This is a genomic window from Clostridia bacterium (genome assembly GCA_012841935.1).
In the GTDB taxonomy this organism is placed as follows: domain Bacteria; phylum Bacillota; class Peptococcia; order DRI-13; family DTU073; genus DUTS01.
The window spans coordinates 26,987-46,632 of the sequence record DUTS01000103.1 but is presented as its reverse complement, the minus strand read 5'-3'; the positions used below and the strand labels follow the sequence as shown (position 1 = coordinate 46,632).

The 19,646-nt window shown below is 37.6% G+C and carries 16 protein-coding genes and 2 pseudogenes; 1 reads left to right on the top strand and 17 read right to left on the bottom strand.

Annotated features, from left to right (window positions below):
* Nucleotides 1–115: 115 nt before the first annotated feature.
* The 16 genes and pseudogenes from GX687_05775 to GX687_05700 form a co-directional block, all read right to left on the bottom strand.
* Nucleotides 116–220: pseudogene (locus GX687_05775) on the bottom strand (ABC transporter ATP-binding protein).
* Nucleotides 217–654, bottom strand: a complete 438-nt coding sequence (locus GX687_05770; GenBank protein ID HHX96944.1) for a helix-turn-helix transcriptional regulator — start codon at nucleotides 652–654, stop codon at nucleotides 217–219. Before GX687_05770 ends, GX687_05775 begins: the two are co-directional and overlap by 4 nt.
* 328 nt (nucleotides 655–982) lie before the next feature.
* Nucleotides 983–1,336 (bottom strand): annotated as a pseudogene (locus GX687_05765) (site-specific DNA-methyltransferase).
* 179 nt (nucleotides 1,337–1,515) lie between these two features.
* Nucleotides 1,516–2,484, bottom strand: coding sequence for a peptidylprolyl isomerase (locus GX687_05760; GenBank protein ID HHX96943.1), 969 nt, complete (start codon nucleotides 2,482–2,484; stop codon nucleotides 1,516–1,518).
* Nucleotides 2,485–2,523: 39 nt separating this feature from the next.
* On the bottom strand, nucleotides 2,524–6,054 hold the full coding sequence (gene mfd, locus GX687_05755) for a transcription-repair coupling factor (protein ID HHX96942.1): 3,531 nt from the start codon (nucleotides 6,052–6,054) through the stop codon (nucleotides 2,524–2,526).
* Nucleotides 6,055–6,137: 83 nt separating this feature from the next.
* Nucleotides 6,138–6,377 carry an anti-sigma-F factor Fin family protein gene (locus GX687_05750; protein HHX96941.1) on the bottom strand — a complete coding sequence of 80 codons (240 nt, stop codon included), beginning with the start codon at nucleotides 6,375–6,377 and terminating at the stop codon, nucleotides 6,138–6,140.
* Between the two features lie 55 nt (nucleotides 6,378–6,432).
* The gene (locus tag GX687_05745) at nucleotides 6,433–7,005 is read right to left on the bottom strand and encodes an aminoacyl-tRNA hydrolase (protein ID HHX96940.1); all 573 of its coding nucleotides are present in this window, start codon (nucleotides 7,003–7,005) and stop codon (nucleotides 6,433–6,435) included.
* Between the two features lie 58 nt (nucleotides 7,006–7,063).
* On the bottom strand, nucleotides 7,064–8,008 hold the full coding sequence (locus GX687_05740; protein ID HHX96939.1) for a ribose-phosphate pyrophosphokinase: 945 nt from the start codon (nucleotides 8,006–8,008) through the stop codon (nucleotides 7,064–7,066).
* A gap of 1 nt (nucleotide 8,009) precedes the next feature.
* Nucleotides 8,010–9,350 carry a bifunctional UDP-N-acetylglucosamine diphosphorylase/glucosamine-1-phosphate N-acetyltransferase GlmU gene (gene glmU, locus GX687_05735; protein HHX96938.1) on the bottom strand — a complete coding sequence of 447 codons (1,341 nt, stop codon included), beginning with the start codon at nucleotides 9,348–9,350 and terminating at the stop codon, nucleotides 8,010–8,012.
* A gap of 155 nt (nucleotides 9,351–9,505) precedes the next feature.
* Nucleotides 9,506–9,760: a septation regulator SpoVG gene (gene spoVG, locus GX687_05730; protein HHX96937.1), complete on the bottom strand. Its 255-nt coding sequence runs from the start codon at nucleotides 9,758–9,760 to the stop codon at nucleotides 9,506–9,508.
* A 105-nt stretch (nucleotides 9,761–9,865) separates the two neighbouring features.
* Nucleotides 9,866–10,624 (bottom strand): NTP transferase domain-containing protein, encoded by a 759-nt coding sequence (locus GX687_05725; GenBank protein HHX96936.1) that lies wholly within the window; start codon nucleotides 10,622–10,624, stop codon nucleotides 9,866–9,868.
* Complete coding sequence (locus GX687_05720) at nucleotides 10,621–11,307, bottom strand: GntR family transcriptional regulator (GenBank protein HHX96935.1); 687 nt, start codon at nucleotides 11,305–11,307, stop codon at nucleotides 10,621–10,623. Before GX687_05720 ends, GX687_05725 begins: the two co-directional genes overlap by 4 nt.
* On the bottom strand, nucleotides 11,300–12,187 hold the full coding sequence (ispE, locus tag GX687_05715) for a 4-(cytidine 5'-diphospho)-2-C-methyl-D-erythritol kinase (GenBank protein ID HHX96934.1): 888 nt from the start codon (nucleotides 12,185–12,187) through the stop codon (nucleotides 11,300–11,302). The genes GX687_05720 and ispE overlap by 8 nt, the downstream gene beginning before the upstream one ends.
* Before the next feature lie 52 nt (nucleotides 12,188–12,239).
* On the bottom strand, nucleotides 12,240–13,676 hold the full coding sequence (locus GX687_05710; GenBank protein ID HHX96933.1) for a TrkH family potassium uptake protein: 1,437 nt from the start codon (nucleotides 13,674–13,676) through the stop codon (nucleotides 12,240–12,242).
* A gap of 13 nt (nucleotides 13,677–13,689) precedes the next feature.
* Nucleotides 13,690–15,030 (bottom strand): Trk system potassium transporter TrkA, encoded by a 1,341-nt coding sequence (gene trkA, locus GX687_05705; protein ID HHX96932.1) that lies wholly within the window; start codon nucleotides 15,028–15,030, stop codon nucleotides 13,690–13,692.
* Nucleotides 15,031–15,032: 2 nt separating this feature from the next.
* Nucleotides 15,033–16,700, bottom strand: coding sequence for an S-layer homology domain-containing protein (locus GX687_05700; protein ID HHX96931.1), 1,668 nt, complete (start codon nucleotides 16,698–16,700; stop codon nucleotides 15,033–15,035).
* Between the two features lie 327 nt (nucleotides 16,701–17,027).
* On the opposite strand from GX687_05700, the gene GX687_05695 reads away from it, so the two are divergent.
* Nucleotides 17,028–18,281 (top strand): S8 family peptidase, encoded by a 1,254-nt coding sequence (locus GX687_05695; protein ID HHX96930.1) that lies wholly within the window; start codon nucleotides 17,028–17,030, stop codon nucleotides 18,279–18,281.
* Between the two features lie 27 nt (nucleotides 18,282–18,308).
* Here GX687_05695 and mgtE read toward each other — a convergent pair whose 3' ends face one another.
* Nucleotides 18,309–19,643 carry a magnesium transporter gene (mgtE, locus tag GX687_05690; protein ID HHX96929.1) on the bottom strand — a complete coding sequence of 445 codons (1,335 nt, stop codon included), beginning with the start codon at nucleotides 19,641–19,643 and terminating at the stop codon, nucleotides 18,309–18,311.
* Nucleotides 19,644–19,646: the final 3 nt, after the last annotated feature.

Genomic DNA, 19,646 nt, shown 5'->3' with positions numbered 1-19,646 from the left:
TTTCTGATTTTATTTTTTCTTCTGGCCGCATGAGAAATACATTGCCATAGAGGTTATATTCTATTCGTCCGACCCTTCCAATAAGATTCTTAAAATCTATGGCTGACATTCTACCTAGTAAAGCGAAAAGCTCGCCTTGTTTAATAGAAAGATTGAGAGAATTTACAGCAGTTTTTGTTTGAAATTTCTTGGTTAACTTTGTTGTTTCTATAGCAATCATTTATCTTTCTCCTGATATTCATATGCATCAAAAATTTCCTGTGCAAACTGCAGAAAGCCCTCGCTTTTCATAATCCCAATCCCTTGTGACTCATCGCCTAGAATCAACAAGGAATCTCCAGGACAGATCTTAAATATATCTCTGGCCTTTTTGGGAATCACAATCTGGCCTCGTTCTCCTACCTTTACCATTCCAAATATGTGTTTTCCTTTTGGCTTAAGGCCTATTTTTTCATCATCTTTGGAATAACCTACCAGAGCATCTAATTCCACCTCATATAACTCTGCCAAAGCTATACAATTATTGATATCTGGCACTGTTTTACCACTTTCCCATTTGGCAACAGCTTGCCTTGAAACACCGATTTTTTCAGCAACTTCCTCTTGAGTGTATTTATGTCTTTCTCGTAATTCTTTCAAATTCATACTTATCATATTTCTCACATCCTTTATAAGCAGTATACAACAAATTATAAAATAATACACCAACCTAAGATAACATAATGTGTTACTTTAGGTTTACATTGTAGGAACATATCTTTCAGGTTTTTATTATTTTATACTATAGAAAAAGAATGTGTCTATCTATTGCAATTTAAAATTACATCTGCAAACCTCAAGTTGCATTCTTGGGTAAAAATAGAGTTAAAAAATAGCCGAGTATTCCTCGACTTCTCTTCTGCACACCTCTTTTTGAGTTTGCACACCCCTAAGCACAATAACTTTTAGGGTAATTAAATTGTATCAATCTCTGTAAGATTATATCAATATAAATCACCTTCACCTTGCCATAGTAACTCTTTTGCAAGAGTTTCAATACTTCAAAGTTATCTCCCTCTATGTAAAGGTTCTCTGTGGTATCCCAGTTTTTACTTTCTTCCTTGCAGGGCCTAAGGGTTCCCAGTGAAGGTGTTTGAGATAGGCGGAGAGCTTGCCCCTTACCATTCCAGGTAAAGTTATAGCGTTCATTGCTATCTTCCACATAATTGCCTAATACCTGCTTTAGCTTTTCAAAGTCCACCTTCCCCTCCGTAAAGACCTCCGGGAATATGGTTTTAAGCTTCTCAATATTTTCCCCTTCTATGTCGAGGGTTTTACCATCTAATTTTGTTTCCATCACAGATTATCCCCTCCCAATTGTGAATCCCCTATTTATAACCATTTCTTTCTTAAATTCTGATAGGAACTACCAATGCAGATGATCTTAATATCTTTTGAAAAATACTTAGGCCACATTAGAGATTCTATTCTCCAATGTGGTCTAAAGTTTGCTAATTCTTAATGTGTTTACTTTTTTTATTCGTCCATTTCCTCGGATAAATCTTCTGTTTCATCTTCTGGAAGTAATTTTTCTATTTCAGCTTTAGCCAATAATTCATCCTCAAAAACCCTAAATTTTTCACTTTTATCCTGTGCCAATAATCTTTCTATTAATTGCTCCTTTACTTCCTCAAAAGTCATCTGTTTTTCCTCTTGACGTCCTTCAAGCTTAATAATGTGAAAACCATAGTCAGTTTTAACAGGCTCCTGAGTATATTCCCCAATCTCAGATAAAGCAAAAGCTGCTTCTTCAAATTCTTCTACCATATAACCACCACGGGGAAAATATTCCATGAGACCTTCATTTTGAGTCACACTAGGATCAGTCGATTTTTCCAAGGCCAATTCTTTAAAATCCGCTCCACTTGCTAAAGCCTCTAAAATAGCTTCGGCTTCTTCCTTTGTATCTACTAAAACATGACGAACTTGTACCATTTCCGGGCGAAAAAACTCCTCAGTATTCTCATTATAGTATTCTGCGGGGTCTTCTGAAGGCTCAGTTATATCCTTGGTAATTTCATCAAAAAGTGCTTCGTAAATGTACATAGTTTCATAAGTCTTAAACAATTCCTTTTCTGTTAATTTATTTGCTGTTAAAAACTCCTTATATTCTTTTTTGGAACTGAAATTATCCTTGATGTTCTGAATTTCCTCTTTAATTTTTTTCTTGTCAACCGTAATTTTCCTAGCCTTGGCTTCCTGTAATACCAAATTCTTCATGATTAAGGCCTCTAGGGTTTGCTCTTCCAAAACATTTCTCATTAAAGCCCCATGCTCACCATCCAAATCATAACCATGCATCACAGCAATACGTTCAACCTCATCACTGAGCTCTGTTTCCGTAATTTTCACTCCATTAACCTTAGCAATAACTTGATCCCCACAGCCGGTTAATAAAAAAGCGAAAATTAACACATACACTGCTAATTTTCTGTACTTTTTCATTATTTTTCCTCTCTTTCCTTTTCTCCAAAGATAAGTTCATTATATCAAAACCTGTTCCGCGGAAGCAAGTGAAGATATTTCCGCAATAATTTCTTCCAAAAAGCCCAACCGCTCTGAGGCAGCCAAATTACCCACATTAATCTTCAACTCTAAACCCTCAGCCACGTTAAAACTGACCTTACGCCGATAACGCCTCACCAACTGCATTAAAGCCGGTCCGGTTAAATCATGTTCAGGCTCCCATTTAATTTTAATAATTTTATTTTCTTGAAAAATCGCTTCTATCTTACAAGCCGAAGCAGCCAATTGAATTTTCGCAATCTGTAATAAATTAAGAACCGCTTCAGGCAAAGGACCAAAACGATCCTTTAATTCCTCAGCTAATTGCTGTAACTCAACTTCTTGTTTAACAGCATTAATCCGCTGATAAAAATTAACTTTAACCCCATGATCAGCAATATAAGTTTGGGGAATATAGGCTTTTACCTGCAAATCAACCAATACCGTTTTTTCCGGGGGCTCTTTTTCCCCCTTGGCTTCACGTACAGCTTGCTCTAACAGCTGACAATATAAATCAAAGCCAACTGCGGCTATTTGACCACTTTGCTCTGCACCTAAAATATTACCAGCTCCCCTAATTTCCAAATCACGCATGGCAATTTTTAAACCAGAACCCAATTCCGTAAATTCACGAATCGCACTTAATCTTTTTTCGGCTACTTCTGAAAGGACTTTATCTTTTTGATAAGTTAAATAGGCATAGGCCACACGATTTGAACGCCCCACCCGGCCCCGTAATTGATAAAGTTGTGAAAGTCCCAATTTATCCGCCTGATTAACAATTAATGTATTTACATTAGCAATATCCAAACCAGATTCAATAATTGTTGTACAAACTAAAACATCATAATGTCCTTCATAAAAATCAAACATAACATTTTCCAATAAAACTTCCGGCATTTGACCGTGAGCTATACCTATTTTAGCCTCGGGGACTAAATTTTGTACCTCGGTGGCCACAGTTTCAATATCTTCGACCCGATTATGAACAAAATAAACTTGCCCACCGCGTCCTAACTCCCTTCTTAATGCCTCTTGTACTAATTGTGGACTATATTCCACTACAAAGGTTTGTACAGGATACCTTTCCCCAGGGGGGGTCTCAATGATACTCATATCCCTAACCCCGGCCATAGACATTTGTAATGTACGCGGAATAGGTGTTGCAGTAAGAGTCAACACATCTACCGTTTTTTTCAATTGTTTTATTTTTTCCTTATGCAAAACACCAAAACGCTGTTCCTCATCAACTACCAAAAGTCCTAAATCTTTAAACTGAATATCTGAGGAAAGCAAACGATGGGTACCAATAATAATATCAATTTTACCTGTTTTTAAATCCTCCACAATTTCCCGCTGTTCTTTAGGAGAGCGAAAACGACTCAAAACATTAATATTTACCGGTAAACCTTTAAATCTTTCCAAAAAAGTACTGTAATGCTGTTCAGCTAAAATAGTAGTGGGAACTAAAACTGCAGTCTGCTTATTATTAAAAACTGTTTTACAGGCAGCTCTTAAGGCCACTTCAGTTTTACCATAACCTACATCACCACATAACAAACGATCCATGGGACGCGGTTTTTCCATATCCTTTTTTATTTCCGCAATACACTGCAGCTGATCTTCAGTTTCTTCATATGGAAAAGAATCTTCAAATTCCCTTTGCCAGGGAGTATCCGGGGCAAAGGGAAAACCGCGTGCCGCATGTCTAGCCGCATATAATTTTAACAAATCTTGGGCCAAATCCCGAACACTGCTTTTTACTCTGCTTTTAATTTTACTCCATTCACTACCACCCAATTTAGACAATTTGGGCCGCAGTCCCTCTTGATAAGAATACTTTTGCAAAAGTCCTACCTGAGTAGTCGGTACATATAATTTGTCATCTCCCCGGTATTTAATCACTAAATAATCTCTTTCCATATCAGCAACAGCTAATTTTTCAATACCTAAATAACGACCAATACCATGATTTAAATGAACTACATAATCACCTACTTGTAAATCCTCTAAAAAGGTAACTCGCTTACCATCTTGAAACATTCGCCGCGGAGCTTTCTTTTTGGGCTGATAAAACAATTCATGCTCTGTGAAGACGACTATTTTCCAATCAGTTAATTCAAATCCATTAGTTAAATAACCTGTTGTTAAATAAATTTGACCAGCCTGAAAAACTAAATCCCTTTCACTAATAGTTGTCTCCAAACCCATATCCCAAAGACCCTGCTTAAGGCGTCTTATTCTTTCCTCAGAATTTACCAAAATCACAACTAAATATTTTTGTGCTTTTAAGACCTTCAAAGTATCGGCTAGTAAATGCAATTTACCTAAAAATAAATTAGTTGATTTAGCCACTACTCCAAATGACCGAACTTTCGGCAAAGTAGCTACTTTTTGCGGTAGTAATGAAAAAAAGTAAACATTTTTTTGGTACCATAATTGCTCCATTTGCCGCCATCCCAAATAATTATCAATTTGTCCTGGTAATACTTTTCCCTTTTCCCAAAGTGATAAATAGATTTCTCGCATTTCCTTTTCACGCACCTGACAACTTTGTTTTTGACGATGGGGTTCATCAAAAATTAACAGTGGTGTTTGCAAAAAATAGTCTGACAACATATATTTTTCTTGAATAAAATAGGGCAATAATTGTTCACTTCCGTGGAAAAAATTTCCCTGCTCAATAAAATCTCGCGCGGTTTTCAGTTTATTTGTAAAATTATGAAAGGCTTCTTTACAGCCCTTCTGTTTTAATTTATTTAAAAAGACGTCAGCTTCTTTTTCCAAGTTAGCCCAAGCCGACTCTTTTTTTTCTTTTAAGATAAAAAACTCACCAGCAGGCATCAGGATAATTTCCGATACCTTTTGCCTTGATCGCTGACTTTCCGGAGAAAATAAACGAATAGATTCAATTTCACAATCAAAAAATTCTAATCGATAGGGATCATCCAAGCCCGGCGGGAAAATATCTAGAATACCACCGCGGCGTGAAAATTGCCCCCCTTCTTCTACCCTTTCCACATGCTGATAACCCAAAGTATCCAAATAAGCAATTAATTCATCCAATTCCACTGATTGACCAACTTTTAATTGCCGTCTAGCTTGACGAAAGCAATCAGGAGGCAGCAGTGTTTTACTAAAGGCTTCCCAAGTAGTAACTACCACTTTGGTTTTACCAGATAATAATCCTTCTAAAACTTTTAAACGCTGGTACCGTGTCTCCGGGCTTTGGGCCAAAACTTCAAAAGGAAGTGACTCCCAAGCCGGAAAAAACTGTACTTCCGCAGGAGAAAATAAATTAACGAAATCATCAAAAATCTCTTTTCCCTTAACTACAGATTCCACAAGATAAAGTAAAGGCCGCTGCTGTATTTCCACTAAAAGTGCTGCCCAAAGACTTTTTTGTGAACCACTAATCCCGTAAAAATGATTTGTTTTTTGTTTTTTTACCTCTTCTACTAAATACTTGTATTCAAAAGAAGTTTTCAAATAATGCAATATCATGGCCAATGACATTTTTAGTTCCCCTTATCTAAAAATATTCTCTATTATAGCTTATTAAATATCTACTTTAACTATCCATATAACATTCTTTAATGCAGCCCAATTGAGCTTGTTTCCCGAAAAAGAAAAGGTTGAGCCAGTTCTTTTTGAAAACAAGCTTCACAAATAACTTTTACTATACCTTGACCTTTTTGTAAATCCATAATTAACATTTCCTCTTTTTCGGCTGCTGTCAGTAGATCAAATCCCAACATTGTTTCATTCCAATTAGTTAATTTTATTTCACCTACACAATTATGACATTGTTTACAAAAATAAATAAAATGCATTAAATGGCCCTCGCTTTTTTAAACTAACTGTTAGTCTTTCCCCAAAAAGAGCCCTTTATGCGAGACCAAAAGAATTAAATTTTTGCATAGCCTCCTCCAAGCCTTTCTCACACCAAACTTTTAAGCCTTGTACTGCCCCTTGAATAATTAATTCTAAATCTTTTTTTTCCCCTGAGGTAAAAGCAGCAAGCACATAAGCTTCCGATGTCCAGCCTGCCGGAGGACGCCCTAAACCAATTTTTAATCGACTATATTGATCAGAATTTAACATTCTAGTTATTGATTTTAAACCATTATGACCCCCACTACCACCACTTCTTTTAAATCTTAAATTTCCCCAAGCTAAATCCAAATCATCATGAACGATAATTAAATCTTCTATTTGCTCTTGATAATAATTTAAAAGCTCCCAAACCGCTTCACCACTTCGATTCATATAAGTCTGAGGTTTTACCAAAAGAATTTTTTTCTGATTAATTAAACCTTGACCACACAAAGCCGTAAATTGCTTATGCTTAATTGCTATTTGCTCTTCCCGGGCCAAAGCATCAAGTACCATAAAACCAAGATTATGGCGTGTTAAAGCATAACACCGCCCGGGATTACCCAACCCAACAATTAACTTCATCAATTATGCACTCCTTATCTACAAAGAAAACCCCGGAAACACCGCCGGGGCCCTCTTCCTAACTAAAAAGTTTGCTTACCGAAAGGTCTTCGTGAATACGAATTATAGCTTCACCTAACAAAGGAGCGGTGGATAAAACTTTAATTTTAGGAATTCTTTTTTCCGTATTTAAAGGGAGAGTATCAGTAACAACTACTTCCTTAATTATTGAATTTTCTAAGCGTTGAATTGCCGGTCCAGATAAAACCGGATGTGTACAGCAGGCATAGACATCACGAGCCCCACTTTTCTTAAGGGCCTCTGCCCCTAAAGTTATTGTTCCAGCAGTATCAATAATATCATCAATCATCACCACATTTTTCCCCTGCACAGAACCGATAATGTTCATCACTTCAGCTTCATTAGGACAAGGACGGCGTTTATCTATAATAGCTAAAGATGCCTGCAAACGCTCTGCTAACCCTCTAGCCCGGGTAACTCCCCCTAAATCTGGCGAAACTACCACAAAGTCATCGATTCCTTTATTCAAGAAATACTCGGCAATTAAAGGCTGTCCCCACAAATGATCTACCGGAATATCAAAAAAACCTTGAATTTGTCCAGCATGAAAATCAATAGATAAAATCCTTCTTGCCCCAGCCGCAGTTAATAAATTAGCAATAAGTTTAGCCGTAATAGGGTCACGAGCCTTGGCCTTACGATCTTGTCGTGCATAACCATAATAAGGGATGACAGCAGTGATGCGGCGAGCCGAAGCTCTGCGCAAAGCGTCAATCATAATCAAGAGTTCCATTAAATTATTATTTACCGGTGCACAAGTTGGCTGAATAACAAAAGCATCGGTACCGCGCACACTTTCATTAATACCTACACAAATTTCCCCATCACTAAAAGTATTCACCTCAGCTTGACTAACCTTTACTCCCAAATATTCCGCAATTTCTTCAGCTAATTTACGATGAGCATTACCGGTAAAGATTTTTAGTGCCTTATATTTAGCCACATTAATCCTCCCTTTTATTTTTTTTCTGACACCAATCTACTAAATTTTTTTGTTTACCACGTGCCAAAGCCAATGCCCCAGGGGGAACATCTTTGGTAATTGTTGATCCAGCACCAATATAAGCCCCTTTGCCAATCTTTACCGGGGCTACAAAATTAGTATTACTACCCACAAAAGCCTGATCCTCTATAAAAGTACGACTTTTCTTTTTTCCATCATAATTACAAGTTATTGTACCTGCCCCAATATTAACATCTTCTCCCAACAGGCTATCCCCTACATAACTTAAATGAGGAATTTTTGAACTTTTCCCCACAAATGTATTTTTGACCTCTACAAAACCCCCAATCCTTACATTTTCAGCCAATCTAGTTCCCGGTCTTAAATAACTATAAGGTCCAATAAAACAATTTTTACCTACAGTAACCATATCTAAAGTAGAATTTTCAATCCGAGTACCAGCCCCGATAAAAGAATTCGCAATTCTAGTATAAGGTCCAATTAAACAATTAGCCTCAATACTTGTTTTTCCTTCAAGAATTGTACCTGGATATAAAATTGTATCCAGATCTATTTTTACCGTCCGGGCAACATAGGTGTGAGCAGGGTCAATAATAGTCACCCCATTTAACAAATGTTCATTTAAAATCTTTTGTTGAACAACAGCTTCAGCTGCTGCTAATTGAACCCGAGTATTAATCCCCCAAGCCTCCCGGGAATCAGGCAATACGTAAGTTTCTACAATTTCCTTCTCTTCTACCAAAAATTTAATTATATCGGTAAGATAATATTCACCCTGCAAATTTACCGGGCTTAATTTTTTTAACCCTTCCTGCAAAACATCCAAAGCAAAACAATAGGCCCCAGTATTAATTTCTTTAATTTCACTTTCCAAAGGGGAAGCCTCATTTTCTTCTACAATTTTTTCAATACCCCGCACCCCTTTAATAATGCGGCCATAACCACTAGGATTTTCCAAAATTGCGGTTAAGACAGTAGCCTTAGCCTTAGCTTCCGAATGTTTTTCCCGTAAATTCCGCAAAGTTTCTCCAGATAATAAAGGGGTATCCCCACAAAGAACTAAACAATTACCCTGTGCATATTTCTCCAATAAGGGCAGTGCTTGCCTTAGGGCATGACCAGTACCTAATTGTTTGCGCTGATAAACATAATGATAAGCTTCACCCAATTCCTCTTTAACCTTTTCGGCTTGATGGCCCAAAACAATAATAATTTCCTTTACCCCAGCGGCTTCCACAGCTTCTAAAACATACTTAATTATAGGAACACCGGCAATTTTATGTAGGACCTTAGGCTGAGTTGACTTCATTCTAGTACCCATACCCGCGGCTAAAATAACAGCGACTGTTGTTAATGACAAAATGTTCTCCCCCTTTCCCTCTATTATATTTATACCATATCTTTACCTCTAGAGTCATCCCCAAAATTTCCCCCAACAAAAAAGGAGCCTACTTAACAGCTCCCCCTTTGTACTCACTAAATGGCTTCTTCATAAGCCTTTAAAACAGCGGTTTGAATTATTTCCCGTGCCTCAGAAGAAATGGGATGGGCGATATCCCGAAATTCCCCGTCAGGCATTTTGCGACTAGGCATGGCCACAAATAAACCATTATTCCCTTCTACCACTTTAACATCATGAACTACAAAGGCATCATCAAACGTTATGGAAACAATTGCTTTCATTTTTCCCTCATAATTTATCTTTCTAATCCGTATATCCGTAATATTCAACAAACTATTTCACCACCTTCCCTAGACAAATACATCCCGTTCATCTACTTCTTATTCGTCACAAAAATGTTATTTCCTGCTTTTCTTTGAGAAATTTCCCATAATTTAGTTTTTTCGTGCTGATAACAGTTTTTTCACTAATGCCAAATCACTCGCTTTGTCCACATCAAAACCTATTTCCGGGAAAGGTGAACAAACAGCTACACCCCGCACACCACCCAATAAACGAGCTGCTTCTTTTTCTACATCCTGGAGCGAAAGCCTTTTTAAAAGTAAAGCCCATAATAATTTTCGATTTAAACGGACCACCATCGCCCAAGGTTTTTTTCGCAAATAAATAAAATCCTCCACCAAAGGCAAACACTGCTCTACTACCGCTGATTTAATTAACAGTAAATTACCACCAGTAAAAACTCCTTCCCGAAAACGAATATAGGTTCTTTCCATCCCCGGATATTTAGCTTCACAATCCTCACGTTTAATCAAAGGATAAAATAAATCCCCGTTCAAATAATGACAAGTATGTAAAAAATGCCGGACAGCTTGGGGCGATAATAAGGGCAGATCACCTGTTACCACTAAAATTTGCCGTGTATCCAAAGGTACTTTTTGATAAGCCTTAGTAAAACTTTTTACCAAAGTAGTTCCTCGCGGCACCACTTTTATAGTAGAGGTAGTATAAAGTTTTTCAATTTCACGCGGGCCAGAAATAACAATTTGCTTAATTTCGTCAAGAGCAGCCAAAGCCTCAACCACATATTCTACCATATAATTCTCACCAATTTGAATTAAAGCCTCAGCCTTTAATTCACCAGGACTAAGTTCTGGTTTTAGGCCTCCGGCCAAAACAAGGGCTACCGTCATTTAAATTCCCCTTTACTTAATAAAGCAAACATTGTGGCCTGGGCTCGTAAAATATGCTCCTTCCCCAATTTTTGTGCTAATTCAACATCACGTTTGGCAATTGCCTGCACGATTTCCTGGTGCTCCTCTAAACTTTTTTCCTTACGTCCCGGATAAGCAAGTGAAGTACTGCGTAAACGGTATAAATGCTTTTTTAAATTATTCATGATCCCCATAATTCTTTCATTAGAAGTAGCCTGATAAATTAATTCATGTAAACCGACATCTGTTTTTACCGTCAAACTCAAATCCTCAATAACTAAATAATCCTTTTCTTCGGCCAAGTAGCGCTTCATTTCCTCTATTTGTTCGGGAGCAGCTCTTTGGGCCGCTAACCCACAAGCCAAAGCCTCCAATGAAGCCCTTATTTCATAAATCTCCCGTACATCAGTAAAGGATATTTCGGAAACATAGGTTCCTTTACGTGGAATCACCCTGACAAAACCCTCTAATTCTAATTTACGAATAGCCTCCCGTACCGGAGTACGGCTAACTCCCATATTTTCCGCCAATTGCTTTTCCATTAAACGCTCTCCAGGTTTTAACACTCCTTTAATAATGGCCTCTCGTAAAGTTTCAAAAACTACTTCACGTAAAGGTTTAAAATTATTTAATTTTAATACTTGAAAACGCCGTTCAGTCACTAATAATCATCCTCCCCCGTAAGTCCTTGCTATTTAATGTACGCACTACCTCCACCTGCCAACCGGGTTTGGAGAACCGGGTTATTAATTTTGCTATTTTCTCTTTTTCTTCCTCAAAAACAATTAAAGTAGGTCCACTACCAGCCATGATTACTTTTTCAACCCCCAAATCTTCAATTTGTCTGACCCATTCCTTTAATTGCGGATATAATGCAAAAGTGGCCTTTTGTAAAACATTGCCACAGCCAGCATAAATTTGTGCCTTATTAGCTGTTTGACAAGCCTTAATAACAGTGTTAATCTGCGGCCGCTTTTTTATGTCTACAGCCGCTAAATATTGATATACTTCTCGAGTAGAAACTGAAAAAGGTGGTTTTAATAACAGTAATTCCAATTGAGGGCAGGGGGGAAGGTAAGTTAACTTTTCACCCCGACCAGTGCCAATAGCCGTAAGTGGATAAAGGCAAAAAGGCACATCAGAACCTATACAGGCACCCCAATAAGCTAATTCACTTAATGATAATCCCAAATCAAATAAATAATTACAGCCCCAGAGAACCATGGCTGCATCGGCACTGCCACCACCTAAACCCGCTGCCAAAGGAATATTTTTTTCCAAATGAATCCGCAAACCCGTAATTTGCGGATAATTCTTTGTTAGCAAATTAGCAGCTTGATAAGCCAAATTTTCTTTGGAAGCTAAAGCAGGTAAATTACAGGTTATTTCTATCCCGACTGCCTGAGGAGTTAAATGAACCAAATCATAAAGATTAATACCCTGTAAAAGGGTAATAATTTCATGATAGCCGTCATCCCTTTGCCCCAAAACATCTAAAGTTAAGTTAATTTTCCCATAAGCCTTACAAATAATTTTAAACATAGACCTCTACCTTTAATCTAATTCTATCATGTTTTAACCTAATTTGCTTACTCTAGCCCCGACGCCAAAAGGAGGGCTGTAGTAAAACCAAAACCGCGTAAAGTTCCAAACGACCCAAAAGCATCATAAAAGATAATAAAAACTTTCCTCCAGCAGATAAAAAACCATAATTTTGACTTGGACCCACCCCAGCAAGTCCTGGACCAATATTACCCAAACTAGCTACTGCGGCAGTAAAGGCAGTTACTAAATCAAGTCCTTCCAGTGTTAAACTCATTGTCCCCAAAAAAATTAAGAGACAATAAAGAAAGAAAAAACGCAGTACATTCACCACTACTTTTGGTGAAATGCTTTCTCCGTCAATTTTTAAATCTAAAATAGCTTGAGGATGAAGGGTTTGCTTTAAACCCAATTGTACTTGTTTAAGCAAAATAAGGACTCTTCTAATTTTAAGGCCACCACTTGTTGAGCCTACACAACCCCCCATAAACATCAACACCACTAAAATTACCTGTCCAAAACTTGGCCAGAGGGCAAAATCCGCCGTACTATAGCCAGTAGTAGTTAATAAGGAAACTACCTGAAAAACAACTTCCCGAAACGTTAGCCCAACTTGTGAATAACTGCCAATAAAAATAACGCTTGTCGCAATACCTACCAAAAAAAGATATAATTTAAACTCACTATTACGTGTAAAAACACTAATCCGCCTGGTTAAAAAAAACTGATAATATAGGACAAAATTGGTGCCGGCTAGAAACATAAAAATAATAATAATCCATTGAATCACCGAATTATAAGCCCCGATACTAGCATTTTTAGTAGAAAAACCCGCAGTAGCTATAGTGCCAAAAGAATGACATAAAGCATCAAAAAAAGACAGACCCCCAATCCACAAGAAAACCGTTTCCGCGATGGTCATTAATAAATAAATCAACCAAAGCATTTTGGCAGTCTCCCGCACCCGCGGCCTAAACTTAGCCGTCATGTTGCCCCCGGGGGTTTCGGTTTGCCAAATCCGCACTCCACCTAAATTTGCCGATGGAACTAGAATTAAAAATAAGACAATGATACCCAAGCCGCCTAACCAATGAGTCAAACTACGCCAAAACAAAACACCATGAGATAAAACTTCAAGGTCATTTAAAACAGTAGCCCCAGTAGCCGTAAAACCAGATAATGATTCAAAAAATGCATCAGCGAAAGTAGTAAAAGTCCCCGTAAATAAATAAGGTAATGTACCCACCAAAGAAACCAATAGCCAGGCAAAAGTAACTAAACAAAAAGTTTCTTTATTATATAATTCACCAATCGGTTTAGTGCTTTTTCGCCAACTTAAGCCGACCAATAATGTTATCAATGCAGCCCCCAATAACGCCGAGGAGTCTGCTTCCCCATAATATAATGACCAACCCCATGGCCACAACATAGCTATACCCGTCAAAATTAAAAGAGAACTTAAGGAATAAGAAATTTGCTGCCAATTCATAGCTACACCTTCATTATCCAGTAATATATTTTATCGCTTTTGCTGCTACATCCGGTAAAGCAAACAGAGTAATGTGATCACCAGGTTTTAAAAAATCATCTCCTCGCGGAATAATAACTTCCCGTTCTCGGTAAATAGAACCAACCAATGAACCTCTAGGAAAATCCAAAACTTTTAATTGTCGATAGGCCACTGGTGAATTTTCAGTAACAAGCAATTCGGCCATTTCAGCATGCTCATTACCCAACAGGGTAATAGAAAGCAGATCATGTTCATGACGAATAAAACGTAAAATTCGATTAGCAATTAAAACCCAAGGACTAATCCCAATATCCAAACCCACTTTTTCCAATAAAGCCAAATAATCTGTTCGCCCCACCCGGGCAACAGTACGCCGTACCCCCAAATCCTTAACAATTAGACTAACTAAAAGATTGAGTTGATCATCAGTGGCTAAACTAACAAAAACATCAATATTATCTATACCTTCATTAGCTAAAAAATTAAGGTCAGTAGGATTACCATGCAGAACCATGGCTGTTTGCAACTGCTGAGACAGTTCCACCCCTTTTTGATAATCTGGTTCAATAATTTTAACCTGATAACCCCGTATTTCCAAAATAGAGGCTAAATGATATGCCGTATAATTACCCCCAAAAATCATAATATGTTCCACTTGTGTCCGCTTGGTGCCCAAAAAATGCTCTACGGCAATCATTTCTTTAGTTTTAGCCAATACAAAAATAGTATCATCAGGATAAATAAAATCTTCCCCGCGGGGAATAATTACTTGTTCATCACGTACAATAGCCGCGATCAAAAAAACATTACTTGCTTTCAAATCTTTAATTTGTCGTTTGACAATGGGAGCCTCAGCCGTAATCTTCAACTCTAAAAGTTGTATTTTCCCTTCAGCATAATAAACAACGTCCAAAGCCTCGGGGACATCAATTAATTTAATTATTTCTTTGGCTAAAATCAATTCGGGGTTAATAAAATAATCCACCCCAGGAAAAGTTTCTTTTTTACGTCTACTTAGATAAGCATATTCCGGATTCCTTACCCGTGCCACTGTTTTTATAGATCCATAAGTTTTAGCTACCATACAGGCCACCAAATTAACCTCATCACTCGCGGTTACAGCAATAAACAAATCAGCAGCTTGCACTCCCGCTTTTTCTAGCACACTTCTTTTTACACCATCACCGATCAAAACCTGTATATCCAAATACTCTTCTAAATTTTCTACCTCAGCTTTTTCCTTTTCAATTAAGACTACATCATAATCTTCCCTAGCTAAAATTTTTGCTAAATTAAATCCTATTTTTCCTGCTCCGACGATAATTACTAGCATTTTTATTTTCTCCTTGTTGTAACCTTTTGTTTATAAACAACAGGCTCCATGTTCACCCCTTGTTTTTTTAAAACAATAAAGACATTATAACATAAATCTGATTCCAAACTACCTATACGTACACTTTTTTCTTGATTTGCTTCTAAATTAATTACTCCCCGATATTCCACCGGCAAACGGCGGCCAAATGCATCTAAGCCCTTAATTATTTGAGAAGCCAATGGTGAATCATCCCCAGCCTCACAGACAACATAATAAGCCTGACAGGCTGTATTGGTTTTACAAGACAAAGTAAAGCCCGAACTTCCTACCTGCCAAATTTGCGGATAATTGCTTTTAAAATAAGGCCACACATCCCGCCTTACTTCACCTGTATAAGTACCAGATACAACACGTCCACAAACCAAAGCCGTTATTCCAGGAGCCACAGTCACCTTTTCCGGAAATAATTCAAAATTAACACCGCGGGCATACACAAAAGCCTGGTTAATATTTCCCCAACCAGTAAAAGTAGCCCGGCAAACCACTTCCACTTTTTTTAGATCTACCGCTTCCGCCAAATCTACTCGGACACCCTGTGCAGCTAATGGCAGTGAAAGGTAATCAATTTTACCACACCCCAAATTTAATTTTACGTCTACTCCTTCCAAAACAATTCGCTTAAAATTTCCTCGTAAATCAAGTTCACTACCGCGTGCTACATTAAAGGTAACCTCACTAAACCCCTGTCCCACCAAATTAGCTTCTTCGAGAATTACCGGCACTCGCACCTTAGTAAGACCAATCACAGTAGTACCTTGAGCCAACAAACGAATTTTATGTTTATAGGGGGAAGTGACCACAACTTGCCCCAAGGTACAATCATTAATAATAGCTCCTCCACCAAATTTAGTTTCTCCCCTTACAGTAACATTAATCAAAGTAACAGAACCATCACCAATACCAGGAGCAATATTTAAATCACCATTAATAGCCACATTACGTAAAGTTACATTACGAGTATTAATTAAGACATTGCCCTCAATAACCAATTTATCATAAGGTGTACCATAAACACCCGGCCGATCATACAATTTACCCGCCACCCGGTCCAAAACTGCAAGCAACTCAGCTCTGGTAATGCCTTGTTCTGGATAAAAACAATTACCAAGCTGACCTCCCATATATTTTTTATCCAGAACAGTATTAATAGCCATTGCTGCAGCTAAATCAATTTCTCCTAAATCCTTAAATTGGCTATAATGATCACGCGGTACCGCAGATAAGGACAAAACTCTACCCAAACTTATGGCTACTTGCTTACGAGTAATTATTCCTTGAGGATCTAACTTACCATCACTACTTAAATAACCAGCAGCAATCGCCCGTTTCATTTCAGCGGTATACCATTTGCCTTCTGGTACATCTTTACCGGGATAATCTGCACCTACTTTAAAACCAAAAACCCGATTAAATAAAGCACAAAATTCCGCCTGAGTAATAAAATCATCTGGTCGAAAATGGCCATCTGGATAACCATTTACATAGCCGCGAGCCAACCAAACCTCAATCGATTCTTCGGCCCAATGATTTTTTATATCAGGGAATCCATCAGCCATGACAACTTGAGAGAAACTCAAACCAATGATAAAAAAAAGCATTCCCAGCCAACTTAATTTTTTTAAGTCCATTATTTCATCCCCCATGTTTTATACTATTCCAATTGTAACATATTTAAACAGTTTTTAAAGCATTCGCTACTATTTAGAATTCGGGTGAAAAATTTATTTAACTTTTTCAATAAAAACGGTAAGTTTTTCTTGCTTCGACAACTTGCCCGTGTTATAATAAGTTGTAAGTTCCTTTTTTAACTATACTCCCTCTTTCCATAAAAGGAATTGTCCCTTCCGTGGGGCAATTTCTTTTATATTTTATCAAAGTTTTCCCAACAGTCTGTCATATTCACCCTTGTGGCTCACTTTTCGTATGATGTATTAAATTTGAAAAGGAGCCTTACTATGGATATTCACGAATTACGCTGGATACGTACTTTTTCAAATAAACTGGACCCGGCCTTAAAGGATAGCCTGTTTGATCATTATCGCCGCTCAAAAAGAATACCCTGTTTTTTACAAAGAATTTACCGTTTTTTTCAGTATCGGCTCTGCCGTTTACCAATAATCATTCAATTAGCACCTACACGCAGCTACGAAAAAATTAAGAATCTCCAAGACCAATTTAGAAAACATCAAAAATTAACGATCATTAACAGTCTTTCCACAACCCTCAGCCTACAAAAATTACGAAAAATAACTCCTCATCCCCTCATAAAAAAAATATATTTAGACCATGAAATTAGCACACTACTGCACCAAGCTGTTCCTATCACCAATGTTCCTACCCTTTGGGATAATAATCTTTCCGGTAAAGGGATTACACTAGCTATTTTAGATACAGGTTTAGCTCCTCATCCAGACTTTTTTTTACCCCAAAAACGCTTACTAGCTTTTCGCGATTTCGTCAACCAAATCTCAACACCTTATGATGACAACGGACATGGTACCCACTGTACTGGTCTTGCCGCCGGCAATGGCTACCTCTCAGAGGGTAAATATAAAGGGCCGGCTTATCAAGCTCAAATAGTAAGTTTAAAAATATTAAATAAAATGGGATTAGGGAAAATTTCTACAGCGATCACCGCTTTAGAATGGGTTTTAGACAATCAAAAAATCTATAAAATAAAAATAGTATCCTTATCTTTTGGCTACAAACCTACTTTAACTTATCAAGAAGATCCCTTATGTCAAGCCTTGGAAAAAATATGGCAGGCGGGAATAGTAGTTTGTACTGCTGCTGGCAACGGCGGACCGGAAAAAGGCAGTATCACCTCACCTGGCTTTCATCCCGATTTTATAACTACAGGTTCTTTAGATAATTTAACTACTGTTTCGGAATTCTCCGGAAGAGGACCTACACGTGATGGTTTACCCAAACCCGATTTTTTACTTCCCGGCAATAACCTCATGAGCACACATGCCCAGGGCTCGCTTTTAGACAAAAAACTACCTAGTCCCACCAAATGGTATACAGCCCTTTCCGGCACTTCCATGACCACACCCCTCTGTGCCGGCATAATTGCTCTTTTACTAGAGAACAATCCCACCCTCACACCTACCAAAATAAAAGCAAAGCTCCTACAAAATTGTCATCCCCTAAATGCGATCGATATTTACACACAAGGTCAGGGCTATTTGGATTGCAGTCAAATTTAGACCTAACCAAATACCCACAGGGGATTTTTACTGAATTCCCAAATACCAACTGGCAATAGAAAAATAAATTAAAACACCCGCGATGTCAGCTATTGAGGTTACTAATGGACCACTAGCTACAGCTGGATCAATTTTAAATTTACTAAATAAAAATGGCAGAGACATACCAAGCATACTGCCCACCAAAACAATAACCAACATCGTCAAGGAAACCACAATGGCCACATCGATTCCCCCGCGGAAAATTCCAATCACCGAAACAGCCAGCCCCATAAAAATACCTAGAACAAGGGAAATAATAAATTCTTTTCTAAACAACTTAAACCAATCTCTTAATTCCACATCTCCGACAGTTAAAGCACGAATCATCAAGGTAGCTGATTGTGAACCAGCATTACCCGCACTATCAATTAATAAAGGTAGGAAAAAAACCAAAGCAATTACAGCTTGAATAGTAGCCTCATAATAGGCTATAAAAGCACCAGAAAAAACATTAATAAAGATTAAAACTAACAACCAAGGTAAACGTTTCCTAACCAATAAAAAAGGGCTGGCATCTAATAAATTTACATCTAATTTCCCCACTGTAGCCATCTTGTGAATATCTTCCGTACTTTCTTCTTCAATGACATCCACAATATCATCAACAGTGATTATACCTACTAAACGATTTTCATTATCAGTAACCGGTAAAGCCAATAAATCATACTTTTGAATTAAATCTGCTACATCTTCCTTATCATCTAAAGTATGCACATAAATAACTTCCCGGTTCATAATTTCCTCTATTTTTTGCTCCGGGGAAGCAATCACCAATTCTCTTAACGAAAGTACACCTTCCAAATGACGACTTTTATCTGTAACATAACAAATATATATAGTTTCTTTGCCAGGGGCACCCTGCCTAATTTTTACCAAAGCATCAGAAACTAACATCTCTTTTTTTAATTCCACAAACTCTATAGCCATAAGGCTGCCCGCGGAATCCTCTGGATAATTTAAAAACTTATTAATTAATTTTCGTTCTGTTTCCGTAGAATGTTTTAAAATCCTTTTAACAACATTAGCCGGCACTTCTTCCAAAAAGTCAATTTTATCATCAAACTTTAAATCATCCAGAATATCCCGCAGTTCCTGTTCATTAACCAAAACAGACAACTGTGCCTGACTTTCCGCAGACAAATGACTAAAGACATCTGCCGCAATTTCCTTAGGTAACAGCCGAAAAACCAATAAGGTGCACCTAGCATCAAGCTCATCCAAAAATTCGGCGATGTCTACATTTTGTTCTTTACTTAACTCCTTTTTCAATAAGGAATATTGCCGAGACTGCAATAATTCCTGCATTCTTGTGAAATCCACAAC